This window comes from Enterobacter sp. SST3 (assembly GCF_000286655.1).
Taxonomy (GTDB): Bacteria; Pseudomonadota; Gammaproteobacteria; order Enterobacterales; family Enterobacteriaceae; genus Enterobacter; species Enterobacter roggenkampii.
This window is the reverse complement of the sequence record NZ_ALNS01000020.1, coordinates 72793-89086: the sequence shown is the minus strand read 5'-3', so window position 1 is coordinate 89086 and position 16294 is coordinate 72793. Positions and strand designations below refer to the sequence as shown.

Genomic DNA, 16294 nt, shown 5'->3' with positions numbered 1-16294 from the left:
AAGTGCTCGTTCTGCGGCTACCATCCAATAAATGAATTAAATTGTAAAATACGCATCTATTATTTCTTATGATAAATAGATATTGTTCTATATTTATGATTTATATAAATATAATTAAGGCCTGCTTTTGGGTGAAAAGCCTAAAGAAATCAACATATGAATAAAACAGAACAATTGGTTGGCCTGCCTGCGTATGCAGAAAGTCGCCTGGCAAACGATCCGCCGCTTCGGGCTGTGCGTGCCTTTGAGGCCATCGCCCGGCTGGGCAGCGTCACGCTGGCCGCGCAGGAGCTGGACATTTCTCCGTCGGCCGTCAGCCATCAGCTCAGGGTGCTCGAAGGGTACCTGCAAATGCCGTTGACGGAGCGTCAGGGGCGCAGGCTGGTGCTGAGCCAGCACGGGCGTGAATACTACCGCTCGATCCGTGCGGCGTTTAACGTGCTGCGCCAGGCGACGGAGCACCTGGCGGAGCAGGCGCAAACGCGTCAGGTCACCATCAGCCTGATCCCGCTTTTTGGTATGGGGTGGTTTATCCCGCGCTTGCCTGCGTTCATGCGCGCCAACCCGCAGACCGAGATCAACGTGGTGTATGCCAACCATCGTAACTATCTGAGCGACGCGTCGGATATGTCGATTCGTTTTGGCAACGGTCAGTGGGCGGGCTATCAGAGTGAAAAGCTGATTTCCGGACAGATGGTGCCGGTGTGCAGCCGCGCGTTTTTGCGTATTCACGGCCATATCGACACGCCTGAGCAACTGCTGCAGATGCCGCTGCTGCACGATGAGGAGCGCACGACGTGGGCGCAGTGGTTTGTACAGCAGGGGGTGAAGCGTCCCGTTCGCCGCAGCGGTCCAATGTTTGAGGACGGTCTGCTGACGCTGGCGGGCGTACAGGCGGGTCTGGGGTGTGCGCTGATGCGGGAGCCGCTGATTGCGCCGTATCTTGAGAGCGGCGAGCTGGTGAAGATCTTTGACCTACCGATTGATGACGGACGCGACTATTACCTCTGCGTGCGCTCAGATTCAGAGATGACCGAAGACGGCAAGCTGCTGCAAAACTGGCTGCGGCGGGCAGCGGGCGGGGAGTCGTCTGGCGGGTAAAAGAGGGCGATAAAAAAGCCAGCTGTTCAGCTGGCTTTTGGAGAGACAAGATTTAGAACTGGTAGGTCAGACCCAGCGCTACGATGTTGTCGGTACCGATGCCTGCCTGGCGAGTGAACTTGTTGTCATCGAGCAGGTTGATTTTGTAATCCACGTAGGTGGACATGTTTTTGTTAAAATAATAGGTCGTGCCAACATCGATGTATTTCACCAGATCCTGGTCGCCGAAGTTTTCGATGTCTTTGCCTTTAGACTGCAGGTAAGCGATAGACGGACGCAGGCCAAAGTCGAACTGATACTGGGCCACAACTTCGAAGTTTTGCGCCTTATTTGCAAAGCCGTAAATGTCGGTACGCTTGTTGTTAGAGGTACCGAAACGGGTTGCATTGTAGGTCTGAGAGTATTGCGCCGCGAGGTAAATGTTGTTCGCGTCGTATTTCACACCACCGCTGTATACTTCTGCGCGGTCGCCTTCACCGTATACGCCAGCCGCATTCTGGTCAGCGGTACGACGGGAGGAGGACATTGCACCACCTACGCTGAAGCCTTCGCCCAGATCGTAAGTCAGGGATGCGCCATAGCCGTCACCGTTCTGGTTCAGCAGGCTGCGGCCGCTGGTGTTTTCACCACTTACGCTGCCGTTTTTACCCTGATACTGCAGAGCAAAGTTCAGGCCGTCAACCAAACCGAAGAAGTCCTGGTTACGGTAGGTTGCCACGCCGTTAGCACGAGACTGCAGGAAGTTGTCGGCACCGTAGGTGTCACCGCCGAATTCTGGCAGAACGTCGGTCCAGGAGGTCACGTCGTAAATCACGCCGTAGTTACGACCGTAATCGAATGAACCTGCTTCCGCGAACTTCAGACCTGCAAACGCCACACGAGTCCAGGACTGGTTGTCGCCTTCGTCCTTGTTGCCCTGAATCTGGTATTCCCACTGGCCGTAACCGGACAGCTGATCGTTAACCTGGGTTTCACCCTTGAAGCCGATACGCATGTAGGTTTTATCGCCATCTGCGCCAGCATCATCAGAGAAATAGTGCAGACCTGTCACTTTACCGTACAGATCCAGTTTGTTACCGTCTTTGTTGTAAATTTCGGCAGCGTTAACAACGCCTGCTGCCAGCATGGAAGTGACTGCCACTGCAACTAATTTAAGTTTCATCTTAAATGTTCCTTATAATTTTTTTCGGTATTTCCTGAACCACTTTGAACGATTTCTAAACGAGGCTGTTCGTCAATGGCATGCTATTCTTAAAAATCTCGTAGTCTTATTTCAATAATAAGTTTCAAAATATTAGAGATAATTTCAATTAGTGTGATCTCGATCGTGTGAGAAGGCGATCATTCAAACAATATGGTCGGAATTTATACGATTAATAGTTATTTAGTCAGTGGGATTATTGCTTTTACTATAATTTCTGATGGTTTTTGTTTATCGCGTTAAATTTCGCAATTTCCGAGGGTTTAATGAGGGTGGCATTGCTGCTTTTCTTTAAAAACAATGGGTTGTTTTAATTTTTCAGCGTCTATTCCGCATATTATCATTAAACTGTCAGAGCTGAATTATTGCACGCCATGCTATCCAGAGCGTTAATATTCATCACTCACTAATTTCATTGGGTTGTCAGTTTGTGTCAACTCGCTTCAGGTGGCTTTACAGAAGGCGTTCAATATAAACCGAACTTAAACAGATGCTCTATTATCATGATAAATATTCTGATGTCTGATCACATTTTAAATTTATGTTAATTATGTTGCCGGGTTGAAATTCCCCCGGCCAGTCGAGCAGCGTTATTTTCGTGTGGCGTACCAGCAGAGCAACGACCCGGCGCAAACCATCAGCGCGCCTTGCCAGAACGAGAATGAAAGGGGGGAGCTTAGCACCGCGGCGGCAAGCGCGGCAGAAAGCACGGGGGTAAAATAGGATACGGCAGCCAGAACCGTGACGTTACCGTGCAGGATGCCAATATTCCAGGCGGCGTAACCAAACCCAAGCGCGATACCGCACATAACCAGCTTCACTACTACCGGAAGCGTGAACACCATGTCGGGCTGATCGCTCAGGGCATATTTCACCCACAGACTCAGCGCGGTCAGCAATACAAACAGGGTGATGCCGTTTTGCCCTTTCGCAAATTTGCTGGTGACGGTGCAATAGGCGGCCCAGATAAAGGCCCCGGCAAACGCCAGCGCATAGCTGAGAGGGCTGGAAACGACATTGCGGGTTATTTCCTCAAGGTGTAATCCCTCTTCGCCACCCAATACCCAGCAGACGCCCAGCAGCGAAATGACCAGGCCTGGGATCACCCACAGGGTAGATTTTTGCCCGTTGAACAAAATCGCAAATACGATCGTCAAGCTCGGCCAGAGGTAATTCACCATACCGACTTCAATCGCCTGCGCGCGCGTGGCGGCATAGCCCAGCGACAGCGCCAGACATATTTCGTAGCTGACAAATAAAACGCTGCCGGCAATAAGATAGCGGGGAGAAAACCGTCGGATATCAGGAAATCCTACCGTCACCAGACACAGTAATCCGCTGAGGGTGTAAATCATCGCGGCACCGCCAACAGGCCCCAATCCCTCACTCACGCTGCGAATAAGGCCGACCATGGTGCTCCATAACAGTATTGCCGCCAGCCCAATAAGCGTTGCTCTCTTTCTGTCCATTACTCGCCATCACAATAAAAATTAAAGGAAAAATGTATCGCATTACGCCTGTCGCTGTCGTGAATTATTCTCTTAAGCCGTTAATCAAAAAGGGGTAATGAAACGTTGCGGAGGTGACTATTAAGGGGGGGAAGGCTGATGACCTTGATTTGACGCAAAAAAATCAGGGGCTTTGCTGTTAGTTTGCGGCGCGAAGTCTTTTCAGATAACGAGGACAGCAATGGACGTCAGCCGCAGACAATTTTTTAAAATCTGCGCGGGCGGTATGGCCGGAACAACAGCCGCAATGCTGGGATTTGCTCCCAAAATGGCGCTGGCTCAGGCACGCAACTATAAACTGCTGCGCGCCAAAGAGATCCGTAACACCTGCACATACTGCTCCGTGGGTTGTGGGCTTTTAATGTATAGCCTGGGCGATGGCGCGAAGAACGCCAGAGAAGCGATTTATCACATTGAAGGGGATCCGGATCATCCGGTGAGCCGCGGGGCGTTATGCCCGAAAGGGGCGGGGCTGCTGGACTACGTCCACAGCGAAAACCGCCTGCGCTACCCCGAATACCGCGCGCCGGGCTCCGACAAATGGCAGCGTATCTCCTGGGATGAGGCCTTCTCCCGTATTGCGAAATTGATGAAAGCCGACCGCGACGCCAACTTTATTGAAAAGAATGCGCAGGGCGTGACGGTCAACCGCTGGCTTTCCACCGGCATGCTATGCGCTTCGGCAGCCAGTAATGAAACCGGCATGCTGACGCAAAAATTTGTGCGCTCGCTCGGCATGCTGGCGGTAGACAACCAGGCGCGCGTCTGACACGGACCAACGGTAGCAAGTCTTGCTCCAACATTTGGTCGCGGTGCGATGACCAACCACTGGGTTGATATCAAAAACGCGAACGTCGTGGTGGTGATGGGCGGTAACGCCGCTGAAGCCCATCCGGTGGGGTTCCGCTGGGCGATGGAAGCGAAAAACAACAACGATGCGACGCTTATCGTCGTCGATCCGCGCTTTACGCGTACGGCATCGGTGGCCGATATCTATGCGCCGATCCGCTCCGGTACGGACATTACGTTCCTGTCCGGCGTGCTGCTGTACCTGATCGAAAACAACAAAATCAACGCGGAATACGTTAAGCACTACACCAACGCGAACCTGCTGGTGCGGGATGATTTTGCCTTCGAAGACGGGCTGTTTAGCGGCTATGACGCCGAAAAACGCCAGTACGATAAAACGTCCTGGAACTATCAGTTCGATGAAAACGGCTATGCGATGCGCGATGAAACGCTCACGCATCCGCGCTGCGTGTGGAACCTGCTGAAGCAGCACGTCTCCCGCTATACGCCGGACGTCGTGGAGAACATCTGCGGCACGCCGAAAGCGGACTTCCTGAAGGTGTGTGAAGTGCTGGCTTCCACCAGCGCCGCCGACAGAACCACCACGTTCCTGTACGCGCTGGGCTGGACGCAGCACACCGTGGGCGCGCAGAACATCCGCACCATGGCGATGATCCAGCTGCTGCTCGGCAACATGGGGATGGCAGGCGGCGGCGTGAACGCGCTGCGCGGCCACTCAAACATTCAGGGCCTGACCGATCTCGGTCTGCTCTCCACCAGCCTGCCGGGCTACCTGACGCTGCCGTCTGAAAAACAGACGGATTTGCAAAGCTATCTGGCGGCGAACACGCCAAAAGCGACGCTGCCGGATCAGGTGAACTACTGGAGCAACTATCCGAAGTTCTACGTCAGCCTGATGAAATCCTTCTACGGCGATGCGGCGCAGAAAGAGAACGACTGGGGCTTTGAGTGGCTGCCGAAGTGGGATCAGGCTTATGACGTCATCAAGTATTTCAACATGATGGATAAGGGCGACGTCACGGGGTATATCTGCCAGGGCTTCAACCCGGTGGCCTCCTTCCCGGACAAAAACAAAGTCGTTCGCAGCCTGAGCAAGCTGAAGTACATGGTGGTTATCGATCCGCTGGTGACCGAGACCTCCACCTTCTGGCAGAACCACGGGGAGTCAAACGATGTCGATCCGGCGTCAATTCAGACCGAAGTGTTCCGCCTGCCGTCCACCTGCTTTGCGGAAGAGGACGGCTCTATTGCCAACTCCGGCCGCTGGCTGCAGTGGCACTGGAAAGGCCAGGACGCCCCGGGCGAAGCGCGTAACGACGGCGAGATCCTGGCCGGGATTTACCACCGCCTGCGCGAAATGTACCGCACCGAAGGCGGCAAAGGTGCAGAGCCGCTGCTGAAGATGAGCTGGCACTACAAGCAGCCGGATCGTCCTGAATCCGAAGAGGTCGCGAAAGAGAACAACGGCGTGGCGCTGGCGGATCTGTATGACGCGAACGGCAATCTGGTGGCGAAGAAAGGCCAGCTGCTGAACAGCTTCGCGCTGCTGCGTGACGACGGTACCACGGCATCATCCTGCTGGATCTACACCGGCAGCTGGACGGAGCAGGGTAACCAGATGGCCAACCGCGACAACGCTGACCCGTCAGGCCTGGGTAACACGCTGGGCTGGGCTTGGGCATGGCCGCTGAACCGTCGCGTGCTGTACAACCGTGCGTCCGCCGACGTGAACGGCAAGCCGTGGGATCCGAAGCGCATGCTGATCCAGTGGAACGGGACGAAGTGGACGGGGAACGACATCCCGGACTACAGCACCGCCGCGCCGGGCAGCAACACCGGGCCGTTTATCATGCAGCCGGAAGGGCTGGGACGCCTGTTCGCCCTCAACAAGCTGGCGGAAGGGCCGTTCCCGGAACACTACGAGCCGATGGAAACGCCGCTCGGCACCAACCCGCTGCACCCGAACGTGGTCTCCAGCCCGGTGGTGCGTATCTACGAAGACGACGTGCTGCGCCTGGGCAAAAAGGACAAGTTCCCGTACGTAGGGACGACCTACCGCCTGACCGAGCATTTCCATACCTGGACCAAGCACGCGCGGCTTAACGCCATCGCGCAGCCGGAACAGTTTGTGGAGATAAGCGAAACGCTGGCGAAAGCGAAGGGCATCGCCAACGGCGATCGCGTGAAGGTGAGCAGCAAGCGCGGCTTTATCCGCGCGGTGGCGGTGGTCACCCGCCGCCTGCAGTCGCTGAACGTGCACGGCCAGCAGGTGGAAACCGTCGGTATCCCGTTGCACTGGGGCTTTGAAGGGGTGGCGCAGAAAGGCTACATCGCCAATACCCTGACGCCAAACGTCGGCGATTCCAACTCGCAAACGCCGGAGTATAAAGCGTTTCTGGTCAACATCGAGAAAGCGTAAGGAGCGATTAAATGGCGATGGAAACACAAGACATTATTAAACGCTCCGCGACCAATCCCATAACGCCCGCGCCCCGCGCGCGGGACTACAAGGCAGAGGTCGCCAAGCTTATCGACGTCTCCTCCTGCGTGGGCTGTAAGGCCTGTCAGGTGGCCTGTTCGGAGTGGAACGATATTCGCGACGAGGTAGGGCACTGCGTTGGGGTGTACGACAATCCGGCGGATCTGAGTGCCAAATCCTGGACGGTGATGCGCTTTAGCGAAACCGACCAGAACGGCAGGCTGGAGTGGCTGATCCGCAAAGACGGCTGCATGCACTGTGAAGATCCGGGCTGCCTGAAGGCGTGCCCGTCTGCCGGGGCAATTATCCAGTACGCCAACGGGATCGTCGATTTCCAGCAGGACAACTGCATCGGCTGCGGGTACTGCATCGCGGGCTGTCCGTTTAATATCCCGCGCCTCAATAAAGAGGATAACCGGGTATACAAATGCACCCTGTGCGTGGACCGCGTCAGCGTCGGGCAGGAGCCTGCCTGCGTGAAGACCTGTCCAACCGGCGCCATTCATTTCGGCACCAAAAAAGAGATGCTGGACGTGGCGCAAGAGCGCGTCGATAAGCTCAAAGCGCGGGGCTACGACAAAGCGGGCGTTTACAACCCGCAGGGCGTGGGCGGCACGCACGTCATGTATGTGCTGCACCATAGCGACCAGCCGGAGCTGTACCACAACCTGCCGAAGGATCCGGCGATCGATACCGCCATCAACCTGTGGAAAGGGGCGCTCAAGCCGCTCTCCGCGGCGGGCTTTATCGCCACCTTTGCCGGGCTGATTTATCACTACATCGGTATCGGGCCAAACAAAGAGGTGGATGACGACGAGGAGGAGCATCATGAGTAAGTCGAAAATGATAGTGCGCACCAAATTTGTCGATCGCGCATGTCACTGGACGGTAGTGATCTGCTTCTTCCTGGTGGCGGTATCGGGAATTTCGTTCTTCTTCCCGACGCTGCAGTGGCTGACCGAAACCTTCGGTACGCCGCAGATGGGGCGCATTCTGCACCCGTTCTTCGGCGTGCTGATTTTCGTGGTGCTGATGTTTATGTTCGTGCGCTTCGTCCATCACAATATCCCGGACAAGCAGGATATCCCGTGGGTGAAAGGGATCGTTGAAGTCCTGAAGGGTAACGAGCACAAAGTCGCGAAGGTGGGGAAATACAACGCCGGGCAGAAGATGATGTTCTGGACCATCATGAGCATGATTTTTGTGCTGCTGGTGACCGGGGTGATGATCTGGCGTCCGTATTTTGCACACTACTTCCCGATACAGGTGATTCGCTACGCGCTGCTGATCCACGCGACGTCGGCCATCATTCTGATTCACGCCATCCTGATCCATATGTATATGGCGTTCTGGGTGAAAGGATCGATTAAAGGCATGATTGAAGGGAAGGTGAGCCGCCGCTGGGCGCAGAAACACCATCCGCGCTGGTACCGTGATGTGGAACGGCTGGAAGCGAAACAGGAAAGTACGGAAGGGATGAAGTAAAACCTGCGCCGTCGGCTTTGCCCGGCGGCGCTGCGCTTGCGCGGGCCTACTCTTCAAATCAGAACCGCTCTTCCACATACCGGAACGGATATTTCGTGGGTTTGACCTTGCCGATTTTGCGCTTCGGTAAATCCACCTTGTCGACGTGAATTTCTTTATACGGGATCTGCGAAAGCAGATGCGAAATAATATTCAGGCGCACGCGTTTTTTATCCTCTGAACGCGCCACAAACCACGGCGCCCAGGCGGTATCGGTGGCTTCAAACATGGCGTCGCGCGCAAGGGTATACTCATCCCAGAGGTTAAAGGATTTAATATCCATCGGCGACAGCTTCCAGATCTTACGCCCATCGTTAATACGGTCGCGCAGGCGGCGCTCCTGCTCTTTCGGCGTCACCTCCAGCCAGTACTTCAGCAGGATAATGCCGGCATCGACCATCGCTTTTTCCATAACCGGCGCGCCGTCTAAAAATTTCTCCGCCTGTTCCTCCGTGCAGAACCCCATCACTCGTTCCACGCCCGCGCGGTTATACCAGCTGCGATCGAAGATCACGATTTCACCCGCCGAAGGCAGGTGGGGCACATAGCGCTGGAAGTAGAGCTGGCTTTTTTCTTTTTCCGTTGGGGCAGGGAGCGCAACAACGCGAAACACGCGCGGGCTGACGCGCTCGGTGATCGCTTTAATGGTGCCGCCTTTGCCGGCGCCATCGCGTCCTTCAAAAACAATACACACTTTTAAACCTTTGGCGACGACCCACTGCTGGAGCTTAACCAGTTCGACGTGCAGGCGGCGGAGCTCTTTTTCATACTCTTTGGTCTTAAGCGGTGCATTCGATACAACATCAACAGCGACAGGGGTTTTCTTTTTGCTTCCCATGATTGTCATCCTCAGGTTGTTCGGCACGGAAAAAAGCGAGGCCGCACTATGAAGTGTAATCCACCTGAATTAATGGATTAACCTGTCAGCCACCTGATTTGAACTGGCTCACCATACAAGATTATTTAATAATGCCCGCTGCGAGTGATTAACCCGTGGTTGAGGTATGAAAAAGACAATATTTTCGTTGGCGCTTGGCACATTTGGCCTGGGCATGGCTGAATTTGGCATCATGGGCGTGTTAACCGAGCTGGCGCATGACACCGGTATTTCGATTCCCTCCGCCGGGAATATGATCTCGTTTTATGCCTTCGGCGTGGTGATTGGCGCCCCGATTGTGGCGCTCTTCTCCGGCAAGTTCTCGTTAAAAACCACGCTGCTGTTTCTGGTGGCGATGTGCGCTGTTGGCAATGCCCTGTTTACGTTTTCTACGTCATATTTCTGGCTGGCGCTGGGGCGGCTGATTTCCGGTTTCCCGCACGGCGCGATTTTCGGCGTAGGGGCGATTATTCTGTCTAAAATTGCGCCGCCGGGGAAGGTTACGGTCGCGGTGGCCGGGATGATCGCCGGAATGACCGTCGCCAACCTGGTGGGTGTGCCGCTCGGCACCTGGCTGGGGCACCAGTTCAGCTGGCGTTATACCTTTTTCCTGATCGCCCTGTTCGATGCGCTGGTGATCCTCTCGGTGCTGATCTGGGTGCCGGACATTCATGACAAATCAGAAATTAAACTGACCGAGCAGTTCCAGTTCCTGAAGAAACCGGAGCCCTGGCTGATTTTTGCCGCCACCATGTTTGGTAACGCCGGTGTATTCGCGTGGTTCAGCTTCGTTAAACCGTTTATGGTCAACCTTTCTGGCTTTTCTGAAGGCATGATGACGATCATCATGATGCTGATGGGCCTTGGCATGGTGTTGGGCAATCTGTTGAGCGGCAAACTCTCGGGACGCTTTAGCCCGCTGCGCATTGCGGCGACTACCGACATGGTGATTGTCGCCTCGCTGCTGCTGCTTTTTGCCTGCGGTGAACTGAAAACGGCCTCGCTGGTGATGGGCTTTATCTGCTGCGCCGGGCTGTTTGCGCTCTCTGCGCCGCTGCAGATCCTCCTTCTGCAAAATGCGAAGGGCGGCGAGATGCTGGGGGCCGCGGGCGGGCAGATGGCGTTTAATCTCGGCAGCGCGATCGGGGCGTACTTTGGTGGGATGATGATTACCCTCGGCTTTAGCTGGCGCTACGTCACGCTGCCTGCGGCGTTACTCTCGTTCTCGGCCATGAGTGCATTACTGATCTACGGTTACCTGCGTGCCAGGCAGGCTCAGGCTAACGCGCGTGCGCTAGCCTGATGGAAGTCAGGCAAGCCAGGGCTCGCCCAGGGTCAGCATCAGGCGGTTGGCCCAGGCGAAGAACGCGGCGGACTGCACCAGATCAAGCTGGGCTAAGGTGTCCAGCCCCTCTTTTTCCAGCGCGGCAAGGTGCAGCGGCGTGGCGGCCGGCGGCGTAACCGACAGCGCTGCCGCAAAATTAATCTCCGCCTGCCAGCGCGCAGACTGCCCCTCGCTCAGGGACTGTTCCGGACGCACGGCCAGCAGGGCCTCTACCGCCGCGTCATCCTTAGACAGCTGGCTGGCTTTCCGCGCATGGACAGATGCGCAGTAAATGCAGCCGTTGATTTTACTGGCGACCGTTGCCGCCAGCTCGCGCTCGGCGCGCGGCAACCCCCCCGGCGTATAAAAAATCCCCATATCCGTTAGCGTGCGCTGTTCAAGCACCGGCAGGTTGCGCCCCAGCAGGCGGAAATAGTCGGAATCGGTGTGGCCAAACTTCGCCAGGATCGCAACCTCGTCATCACGAAAATCCGCCAGCGGTTTGGCGGCGATCCACGGCTCCCAGCCCAGCTCCTGCTGGGTGAAGGCGACGGGAGCCGCCTTCACGGTGGCCGTGGTGGCGGTCGTGTGCCAGACGCCTGCCGCCACTGGCGCATCGCTTTTGGCGACGGGCCTGTCGTTCAGCAGCCGCAGCCCGGCAATCAGTCGGCTCTGGAAGCTGACAAAGGCGATAAGCTGCGCCAGCGTCACGATGCCTTCCTTGCTCCAACCCGCCTGGGTCAGCGCCCTTAACGATGTCGGCGTGGCTTCAACGGGCGAGAAGGTCAGCAGGCGCGCGAAATTCAGCGCCGGGGTCAGACGGTCTGAGGTCGGGTCTGCCAGGCCAAACCCCGCATAGTGCGCGGCCAGCGCCTCCGCGTTGTGCCACCTGGCGACTTTTGCCGCGACGGCGAAGCGCTCGTCCAGCGCAAAATCGCTATCCTGCTGAGTAAATAAGATTTCGTAGCTGCCTTGGGCGTGGCGCGTGGCGGCGTCCCGCGTGGCGCGCGCCTCTGCCAGAGGGGAACCGGGTTTGATTTCCGCCAGCTCGGCGAGAATGTCGTGACTTAATGACATAGGTGTCTCCTCAAAGGATGTGGGGGGCAATATGTTCGGCGATCAGTTCGATAGAGCGCAGGGTGTCGCGATGGGTGGGCTCGACCGAATGGACCTGGAATGAGATGTCCGTGGCGCGCCGGAGAACGGAATCGGCCTGCAGCGAACGCAGCACCGTCTCGGGCGAACCGATGTGGGCGTCGAACTGGCGACGAAAATCGGTGACAGTGTCACCTTTAACCGCGTGTCCGGCAGCGCGATGCTGCTGGGCCTGTCTGGTGAGACCCGGCGTCGCAACCTTCAGCGCATAGTCATCGCTGTCGGCGACGAATGCCGTACGGGAGGCCAGAATACGCGGTGCGATACCGGCAGGCAGGGCCTCAAGGTAGGCATCCACAATCGGGTTCTGGATCGCGTCGAGCGTGAGATCCAACTGGTCTGCCGGACGCGGCTGCGTGCGGGAGAGCATCAAACCGTGTCCGGCCCGCGCGGCGCGAACGGCGCCGTCGACGGAAAAGGTGGCAATCCAGATCCTGTCAGCCAGCTGTGGCGCTGGCGGGTAGAGGTGGTTATCCGGATGGGTAAGCGAATCCCCGCGCCAGGCGCTCTGGATCACATGTAAATGGTCGGCAAAGGCCGCGCCGCGCTGTTCAAACGTCAGTCCGAACGGCAGGAAAGAGGTCGGCGTGCCGCCCGAACCAAAACCGACTTCGAGACGTCCATCGGCGAGTAAATCCAGCACCGCCGCATCTTCCGCCACGCGCAGCGGGTTTTCCATCGGCAGGGTGATGATGGCCGTGCCCAGCCGGATGGTTTCGGTATGCGCCGCAACGTGGGCCAGAAACAGCAGCGGCGACGGCAGGCCGCCTTCACTTTCGTGGAAGTGGTGCTGGGCAATCCAGGCGCTGTCAAAACCGTGGCGTTCAGCGTGGCGGATCTGTTCTGTAGCCAGTCGATAGCGCTCTTTCGGCGTGGCGTCGTCAAGCAGGCGGGTGAAAAATCCCAGGCGTTTTCGCGTCATGCGAACTCCTCCGTAGCGGGTGAAAAATGGGGAATGGCGGCAATCAGCTCGCGGGTATAGTCGTTCTGCGGTGACGTGAATAAGGTCTCGACGTCACCGTGTTCGACCACCTGACCGCTGCGCAGCACCGTGACGCTGTGGGCGATCCGGCGAACGGTAGAGAGATCGTGCGTGATGAACAGGTAGGTTAATCCCAGCTGCTGCTGCAGCTGCTGAAGCAGCGCCAGGATCTGCGCCTGGACGGTGACGTCCAGCGCGGAGGTGGCTTCGTCCAGCACCAGAATGGTCGGCTCCAGGATCAGCGCCCGGGCGATGGCCACGCGCTGTCGCTGCCCGCCTGAAAGCTCTCTGGCGGTGCGGGTCAGGAGTTCGACGGGCAGGGCAACCCGCTGCGCCACGGTCTCCACCCGGGCCTTTCGCTCCGCCTTGGCGAGGCGAGAAAAGTTCTTCAGGGGCTCTTCGATGATGTCAAACAGCGTCTGACGCGGGTCGAGAGAGGCGAACGGGTTCTGGTAGACAAACTGGATCTTCTGGCGCAGTTGACGGCGGGCCTCGCGGCTGAGCGCGGTGGCATCAATGTCATCAATAATGACCTGTCCGTTATCCGCCTGTTCAAAACCCAGCAAAATACGGGCGAGAGTGGTCTTCCCGGAGCCGGACTCACCGACCAGCGCATGGGTGCTGCCGCGTCTGACGTCAAACGTCACCCGATCCAACGCCTGAAGCTGATGACCTTTACCCAGCGAGAACCGTTTGCTGATGGCCCGGGCGCGAATGGCCGGTGACGCGAGCGGGAGACCGGCTACCGGGGCGATGGTCAGGCGCTGGCCCTGAAGATCGCTCAGCAGCTGACGGGTGTAGGCGTGCTGCGGCGTGCGGACGATATCGGCGGTGTCGCCATGCTCCTGAACCTCACCGTTGCGAAACACCAGCAGCCTGTCCGCGCGCTGGGCTGCCAGGGCCAGATCGTGGGTGACAAACAGAACGGCGGTGCCCGATTCCCGGCGCAGGATATCCAGCAGGTCGAGAATGCGTTTTTGCACCGTCACGTCCAGCGCGCTGGTGGGCTCATCGGCAATGATGACGTCCGGGCTCAGGGCAATGGCGATGGCAATCAGCACGCGCTGTTTCATCCCGCCGGAGAGCTGATGCGGATACTGCGTCATGCGCTGTTCGGGGTGGCTCAGGCCGACCTTTTTCAGCAGGGCGAGCACCTGCTCGTCGCGTTGGGCGTGAGTCACCTTCTGGTGCAGCTGAATAATTTCCCCGACCTGCGCGCCGATCGTCTTCACCGGATTGAGTGAATTACCCGGATCCTGCGGAACCAGGCTGATTCGCGCCCCGCGAAGGGTATCGAGTCGCTTCGCTGACCACCGGCTAATCTCCTCGCCGTTGAGCACGATTTTCCCCGCATCCCGACGGGCGTTATCCGCCAGCAGGCCGATGATCGCCTGCGCCGTGGTCGTTTTGCCGGAACCGGATTCGCCGACAAAGGCCAGCATTTCCCCCCGCTGAAGGGCGAAGCTGACGTTATGCACCACCTCGCGCCACCGGCGCGCGGTACGGTAGCTGATGGTCAGGTTTTCTACCGAGAGTACGGTCATTTCAGGCCTCCGCTGAACTGCTGGCTGATACGGTTGGTGGCCAGCACGACGGCGATGACGACCACGCCGGGGAAGGTGGTTAACCACCAGGCGGTAGAGAGATAGTTACGCCCTTCGGCAATCAATAAGCCCCATTCCGGTACGGGCGGCGGGGTGCCGTAGCCGAGAAAGCTCAGCGTGGACAGGGCCAGAATGGCCTGACCAAACTGTAGCGTGGCAAAGGCAAGGACGGCGGTTAAGGCGTTGGGCAGGATGTGTCGCCATAGCACCGCCAGGAACGTCCCGCCGCTGCCAAACGCCGCCTCGACATAATCCGTATGGCGGATGCGCACCACTTCACCGCGCGCGAGGCGGGCGAAGCTGGCAATGGAGGCCACGCCGACGGCAATGGCGGCGTTAACGGTGCCAAACCCGAGCAGAATAATGACCGTCAGCGAGAGCAGCAGAGACGGAATGGACAACAGCACGTCGACAAAACGCATCAGGAAAGACTCGACGCGTCCTGCGAACGCCCCGGCGATCACCCCGAGACCGGTGCCCACCACCAGCCCCATCGTGACGGCAGCGAGCGCCGCGCTCAGGGAGTGGGACGCACCGTACACAATACGGGTGTAAACATCGCGGCCAAGCTGATCGGTGCCGAGCCAGTGGCCCGCCTGCGGCGCCAGACGTTGCGCTCCGGCGATGCCCTCAATCGGGCTGTAGTGGGTTAACAGGCCGGGCGCCACGGCGGCAAAAACCGCGAGAATAATCACCGCCCACGCCAGCCACAGTCCCGGCTGCCATGCGACGCCCTGCCAGCCGGGAACGTGTTTTCGCGCCGCGGCAGCGTAATCGACCAGGCTCATGATGCACCTCCGGTAACGGTTTGCAGGCGGGGATCCAGCAGCGGCATCAGCAGGTCCACCAGCAGATTGATCAGGACAAAGCCGAGGGCGGAAATCATCACCACCGCCTGAAGCACGGCGATGTCCTGGTTATTTACCGCCTGCTGGGTCAGCTGCCCGAGCCCGCTGCGGCCAAAAACGGTTTCCGTGATCAGCGCTCCGGCAATGAGCTCGCCCAGCAGCAGCCCGGCAATATTGAGTACCGGCAGCAGCGCGTTGCCGGTGACGTGGCGCCACAGGACGGCGGTTTCACTCAGCCCTTTGGCGCGGGCAACGGCAACAAACGGCTGCGTCGCCACCTGGTCCAGGCTGCGCATCAGGATTTGCGCCAGCGGGGCGGAGATCGGGATGGCGACGGTCACGATCGGCAGGATCAGCCCCTGCAGCGGCGTCGGGTTAATTACCGGGATCAGCCGCAGCTGAAAAGAAAAAAGCTGGATCAGGGCAATTCCCAGCCAGAACGTCGGTAACGAGATAAACAGGACCGGCAGCGACTGGAGGGTATTACTTAGCCAGCGCAGACCCGGCAGGCGCGACGCAAAGGCCAGCGCAAACGCCAGCAGGACCGCGAGTAAAAAGGCGGGCAGGGCGAGGCTCAGGGTATCCGGCAGATTGCTGGCAATCAGCTCGCTGACCGGCACCCCGGCCTGTAACGAATAGCCGAAATCCCCGTGCAGCATCGCCAGCAGCGTATGGCCGTATTGCTGCCACAGCGGGCTGTCCGCGCCGTAGGCCACGCGCATCTCCTCGATTTGCGCCGGGCTTAAGCCCAGGTCCGGGTTCTGAAATTTAATCAGCACCGCGTCGCCCGGCAGCACCTGGAGCAACACGAACGAGAGGGTAAAGGCGGCCCACAGCACCAGCAGCCCGTGCCCAAAGCGTTGAAGAAGTGCGTGGCGCAT

13 protein-coding genes are annotated in these 16294 nt (G+C 57.9%); 5 read left to right on the top strand and 8 right to left on the bottom strand.

The genetic code is table 11. The features are described 5' to 3' along the window. Positions 1 to 156: 156 nt before the first annotated feature. On the top strand, positions 157 to 1101 hold the full coding sequence (locus B498_RS09195; RefSeq protein ID WP_008501734.1) for a LysR substrate-binding domain-containing protein: 945 nt from the start codon (positions 157 to 159) through the stop codon (positions 1099 to 1101). A gap of 52 nt (positions 1102 to 1153) precedes the next feature. Here the strand turns inward: B498_RS09195 and B498_RS09200 are convergent, their stop codons facing one another. Further along, positions 1154 to 2263, bottom strand: coding sequence for a porin OmpC (locus B498_RS09200; RefSeq protein ID WP_008501733.1), 1110 nt, complete (start codon positions 2261 to 2263; stop codon positions 1154 to 1156). Between the two features lie 629 nt (positions 2264 to 2892). Continuing rightward, the gene (gene yddG, locus B498_RS09205; protein WP_008501732.1) at positions 2893 to 3771 is read right to left on the bottom strand and encodes an aromatic amino acid DMT transporter YddG; all 879 of its coding nucleotides are present in this window, start codon (positions 3769 to 3771) and stop codon (positions 2893 to 2895) included. 220 nt (positions 3772 to 3991) lie between these two features. Here yddG and fdnG point away from each other — a divergent pair, with 220 nt between their 5' ends. From fdnG to fdnI, 3 genes are read left to right on the top strand one after another with little or no spacing between them, the layout of a single operon-like run. Then, positions 3992 to 7039: a formate dehydrogenase-N subunit alpha gene (gene fdnG / locus B498_RS09215; RefSeq protein ID WP_085930309.1), complete on the top strand. Its 3048-nt coding sequence runs from the start codon at positions 3992 to 3994 to the stop codon at positions 7037 to 7039. Between the two features lie 11 nt (positions 7040 to 7050). Next, the gene (gene fdxH / locus B498_RS09220; RefSeq protein ID WP_008501729.1) at positions 7051 to 7935 is read left to right on the top strand and encodes a formate dehydrogenase subunit beta; all 885 of its coding nucleotides are present in this window, start codon (positions 7051 to 7053) and stop codon (positions 7933 to 7935) included. Further along, positions 7928 to 8584 (top strand): formate dehydrogenase-N subunit gamma, encoded by a 657-nt coding sequence (gene fdnI, locus B498_RS09225; RefSeq protein ID WP_008501728.1) that lies wholly within the window; start codon positions 7928 to 7930, stop codon positions 8582 to 8584. The genes fdxH and fdnI overlap by 8 nt, the downstream gene beginning before the upstream one ends. Positions 8585 to 8642: 58 nt before the next feature. Here fdnI and ppk2 read toward each other — a convergent pair whose 3' ends face one another. After that, positions 8643 to 9461: a polyphosphate kinase 2 gene (ppk2, locus tag B498_RS09230; protein ID WP_008501727.1), complete on the bottom strand. Its 819-nt coding sequence runs from the start codon at positions 9459 to 9461 to the stop codon at positions 8643 to 8645. 166 nt (positions 9462 to 9627) lie between these two features. Here ppk2 and araJ point away from each other — a divergent pair, with 166 nt between their 5' ends. Beyond that, positions 9628 to 10803 (top strand): MFS transporter AraJ, encoded by a 1176-nt coding sequence (gene araJ, locus B498_RS09235; protein ID WP_008501726.1) that lies wholly within the window; start codon positions 9628 to 9630, stop codon positions 10801 to 10803. Positions 10804 to 10809: 6 nt separating this feature from the next. Here the strand turns inward: araJ and B498_RS09240 are convergent, their stop codons facing one another. From B498_RS09240 to B498_RS09260, 5 genes are read right to left on the bottom strand one after another with little or no spacing between them, the layout of a single operon-like run. Continuing rightward, positions 10810 to 11901 (bottom strand): alkylhydroperoxidase domain protein, encoded by a 1092-nt coding sequence (locus tag B498_RS09240; protein WP_008501725.1) that lies wholly within the window; start codon positions 11899 to 11901, stop codon positions 10810 to 10812. Between the two features lie 10 nt (positions 11902 to 11911). After that, on the bottom strand, positions 11912 to 12901 hold the full coding sequence (locus tag B498_RS09245; protein ID WP_008501724.1) for a putative FMN-dependent luciferase-like monooxygenase: 990 nt from the start codon (positions 12899 to 12901) through the stop codon (positions 11912 to 11914). Then, the gene (locus tag B498_RS09250) at positions 12898 to 14505 is read right to left on the bottom strand and encodes a dipeptide ABC transporter ATP-binding protein (RefSeq protein ID WP_008501723.1); all 1608 of its coding nucleotides are present in this window, start codon (positions 14503 to 14505) and stop codon (positions 12898 to 12900) included. The genes B498_RS09245 and B498_RS09250 overlap by 4 nt, the downstream gene beginning before the upstream one ends. Then, positions 14502 to 15353, bottom strand: coding sequence for an ABC transporter permease (locus tag B498_RS09255; RefSeq protein ID WP_008501722.1), 852 nt, complete (start codon positions 15351 to 15353; stop codon positions 14502 to 14504). Before B498_RS09255 ends, B498_RS09250 begins: the two co-directional genes overlap by 4 nt. Continuing rightward, positions 15350 to 16294 (bottom strand): ABC transporter permease, encoded by a 945-nt coding sequence (locus tag B498_RS09260; protein ID WP_008501721.1) that lies wholly within the window; start codon positions 16292 to 16294, stop codon positions 15350 to 15352. Before B498_RS09260 ends, B498_RS09255 begins: the two co-directional genes overlap by 4 nt.

Coding starts and splice junctions, on each gene's coding strand:
- B498_RS09195 (WP_008501734.1), top strand. CDS start 157: ATGAATAAAACAGAACAATTGGTTGGCCTGCCTGCGTATGCAGAAAGT.
- B498_RS09200 (WP_008501733.1), bottom strand. CDS start 2,263: ATGAAACTTAAATTAGTTGCAGTGGCAGTCACTTCCATGCTGGCAGCA.
- yddG (WP_008501732.1), bottom strand. CDS start 3,771: ATGGACAGAAAGAGAGCAACGCTTATTGGGCTGGCGGCAATACTGTTA.
- fdxH (WP_008501729.1), top strand. CDS start 7,051: ATGGCGATGGAAACACAAGACATTATTAAACGCTCCGCGACCAATCCC.
- fdnI (WP_008501728.1), top strand. CDS start 7,928: ATGAGTAAGTCGAAAATGATAGTGCGCACCAAATTTGTCGATCGCGCA.
- ppk2 (WP_008501727.1), bottom strand. CDS start 9,461: ATGGGAAGCAAAAAGAAAACCCCTGTCGCTGTTGATGTTGTATCGAAT.
- araJ (WP_008501726.1), top strand. CDS start 9,628: ATGAAAAAGACAATATTTTCGTTGGCGCTTGGCACATTTGGCCTGGGC.
- B498_RS09240 (WP_008501725.1), bottom strand. CDS start 11,901: ATGTCATTAAGTCACGACATTCTCGCCGAGCTGGCGGAAATCAAACCC.
- B498_RS09245 (WP_008501724.1), bottom strand. CDS start 12,901: ATGACGCGAAAACGCCTGGGATTTTTCACCCGCCTGCTTGACGACGCC.
- B498_RS09250 (WP_008501723.1), bottom strand. CDS start 14,505: ATGACCGTACTCTCGGTAGAAAACCTGACCATCAGCTACCGTACCGCG.
- B498_RS09255 (WP_008501722.1), bottom strand. CDS start 15,353: ATGAGCCTGGTCGATTACGCTGCCGCGGCGCGAAAACACGTTCCCGGC.
- B498_RS09260 (WP_008501721.1), bottom strand. CDS start 16,294: ATGCGCCACGCACTTCTTCAACGCTTTGGGCACGGGCTGCTGGTGCTG.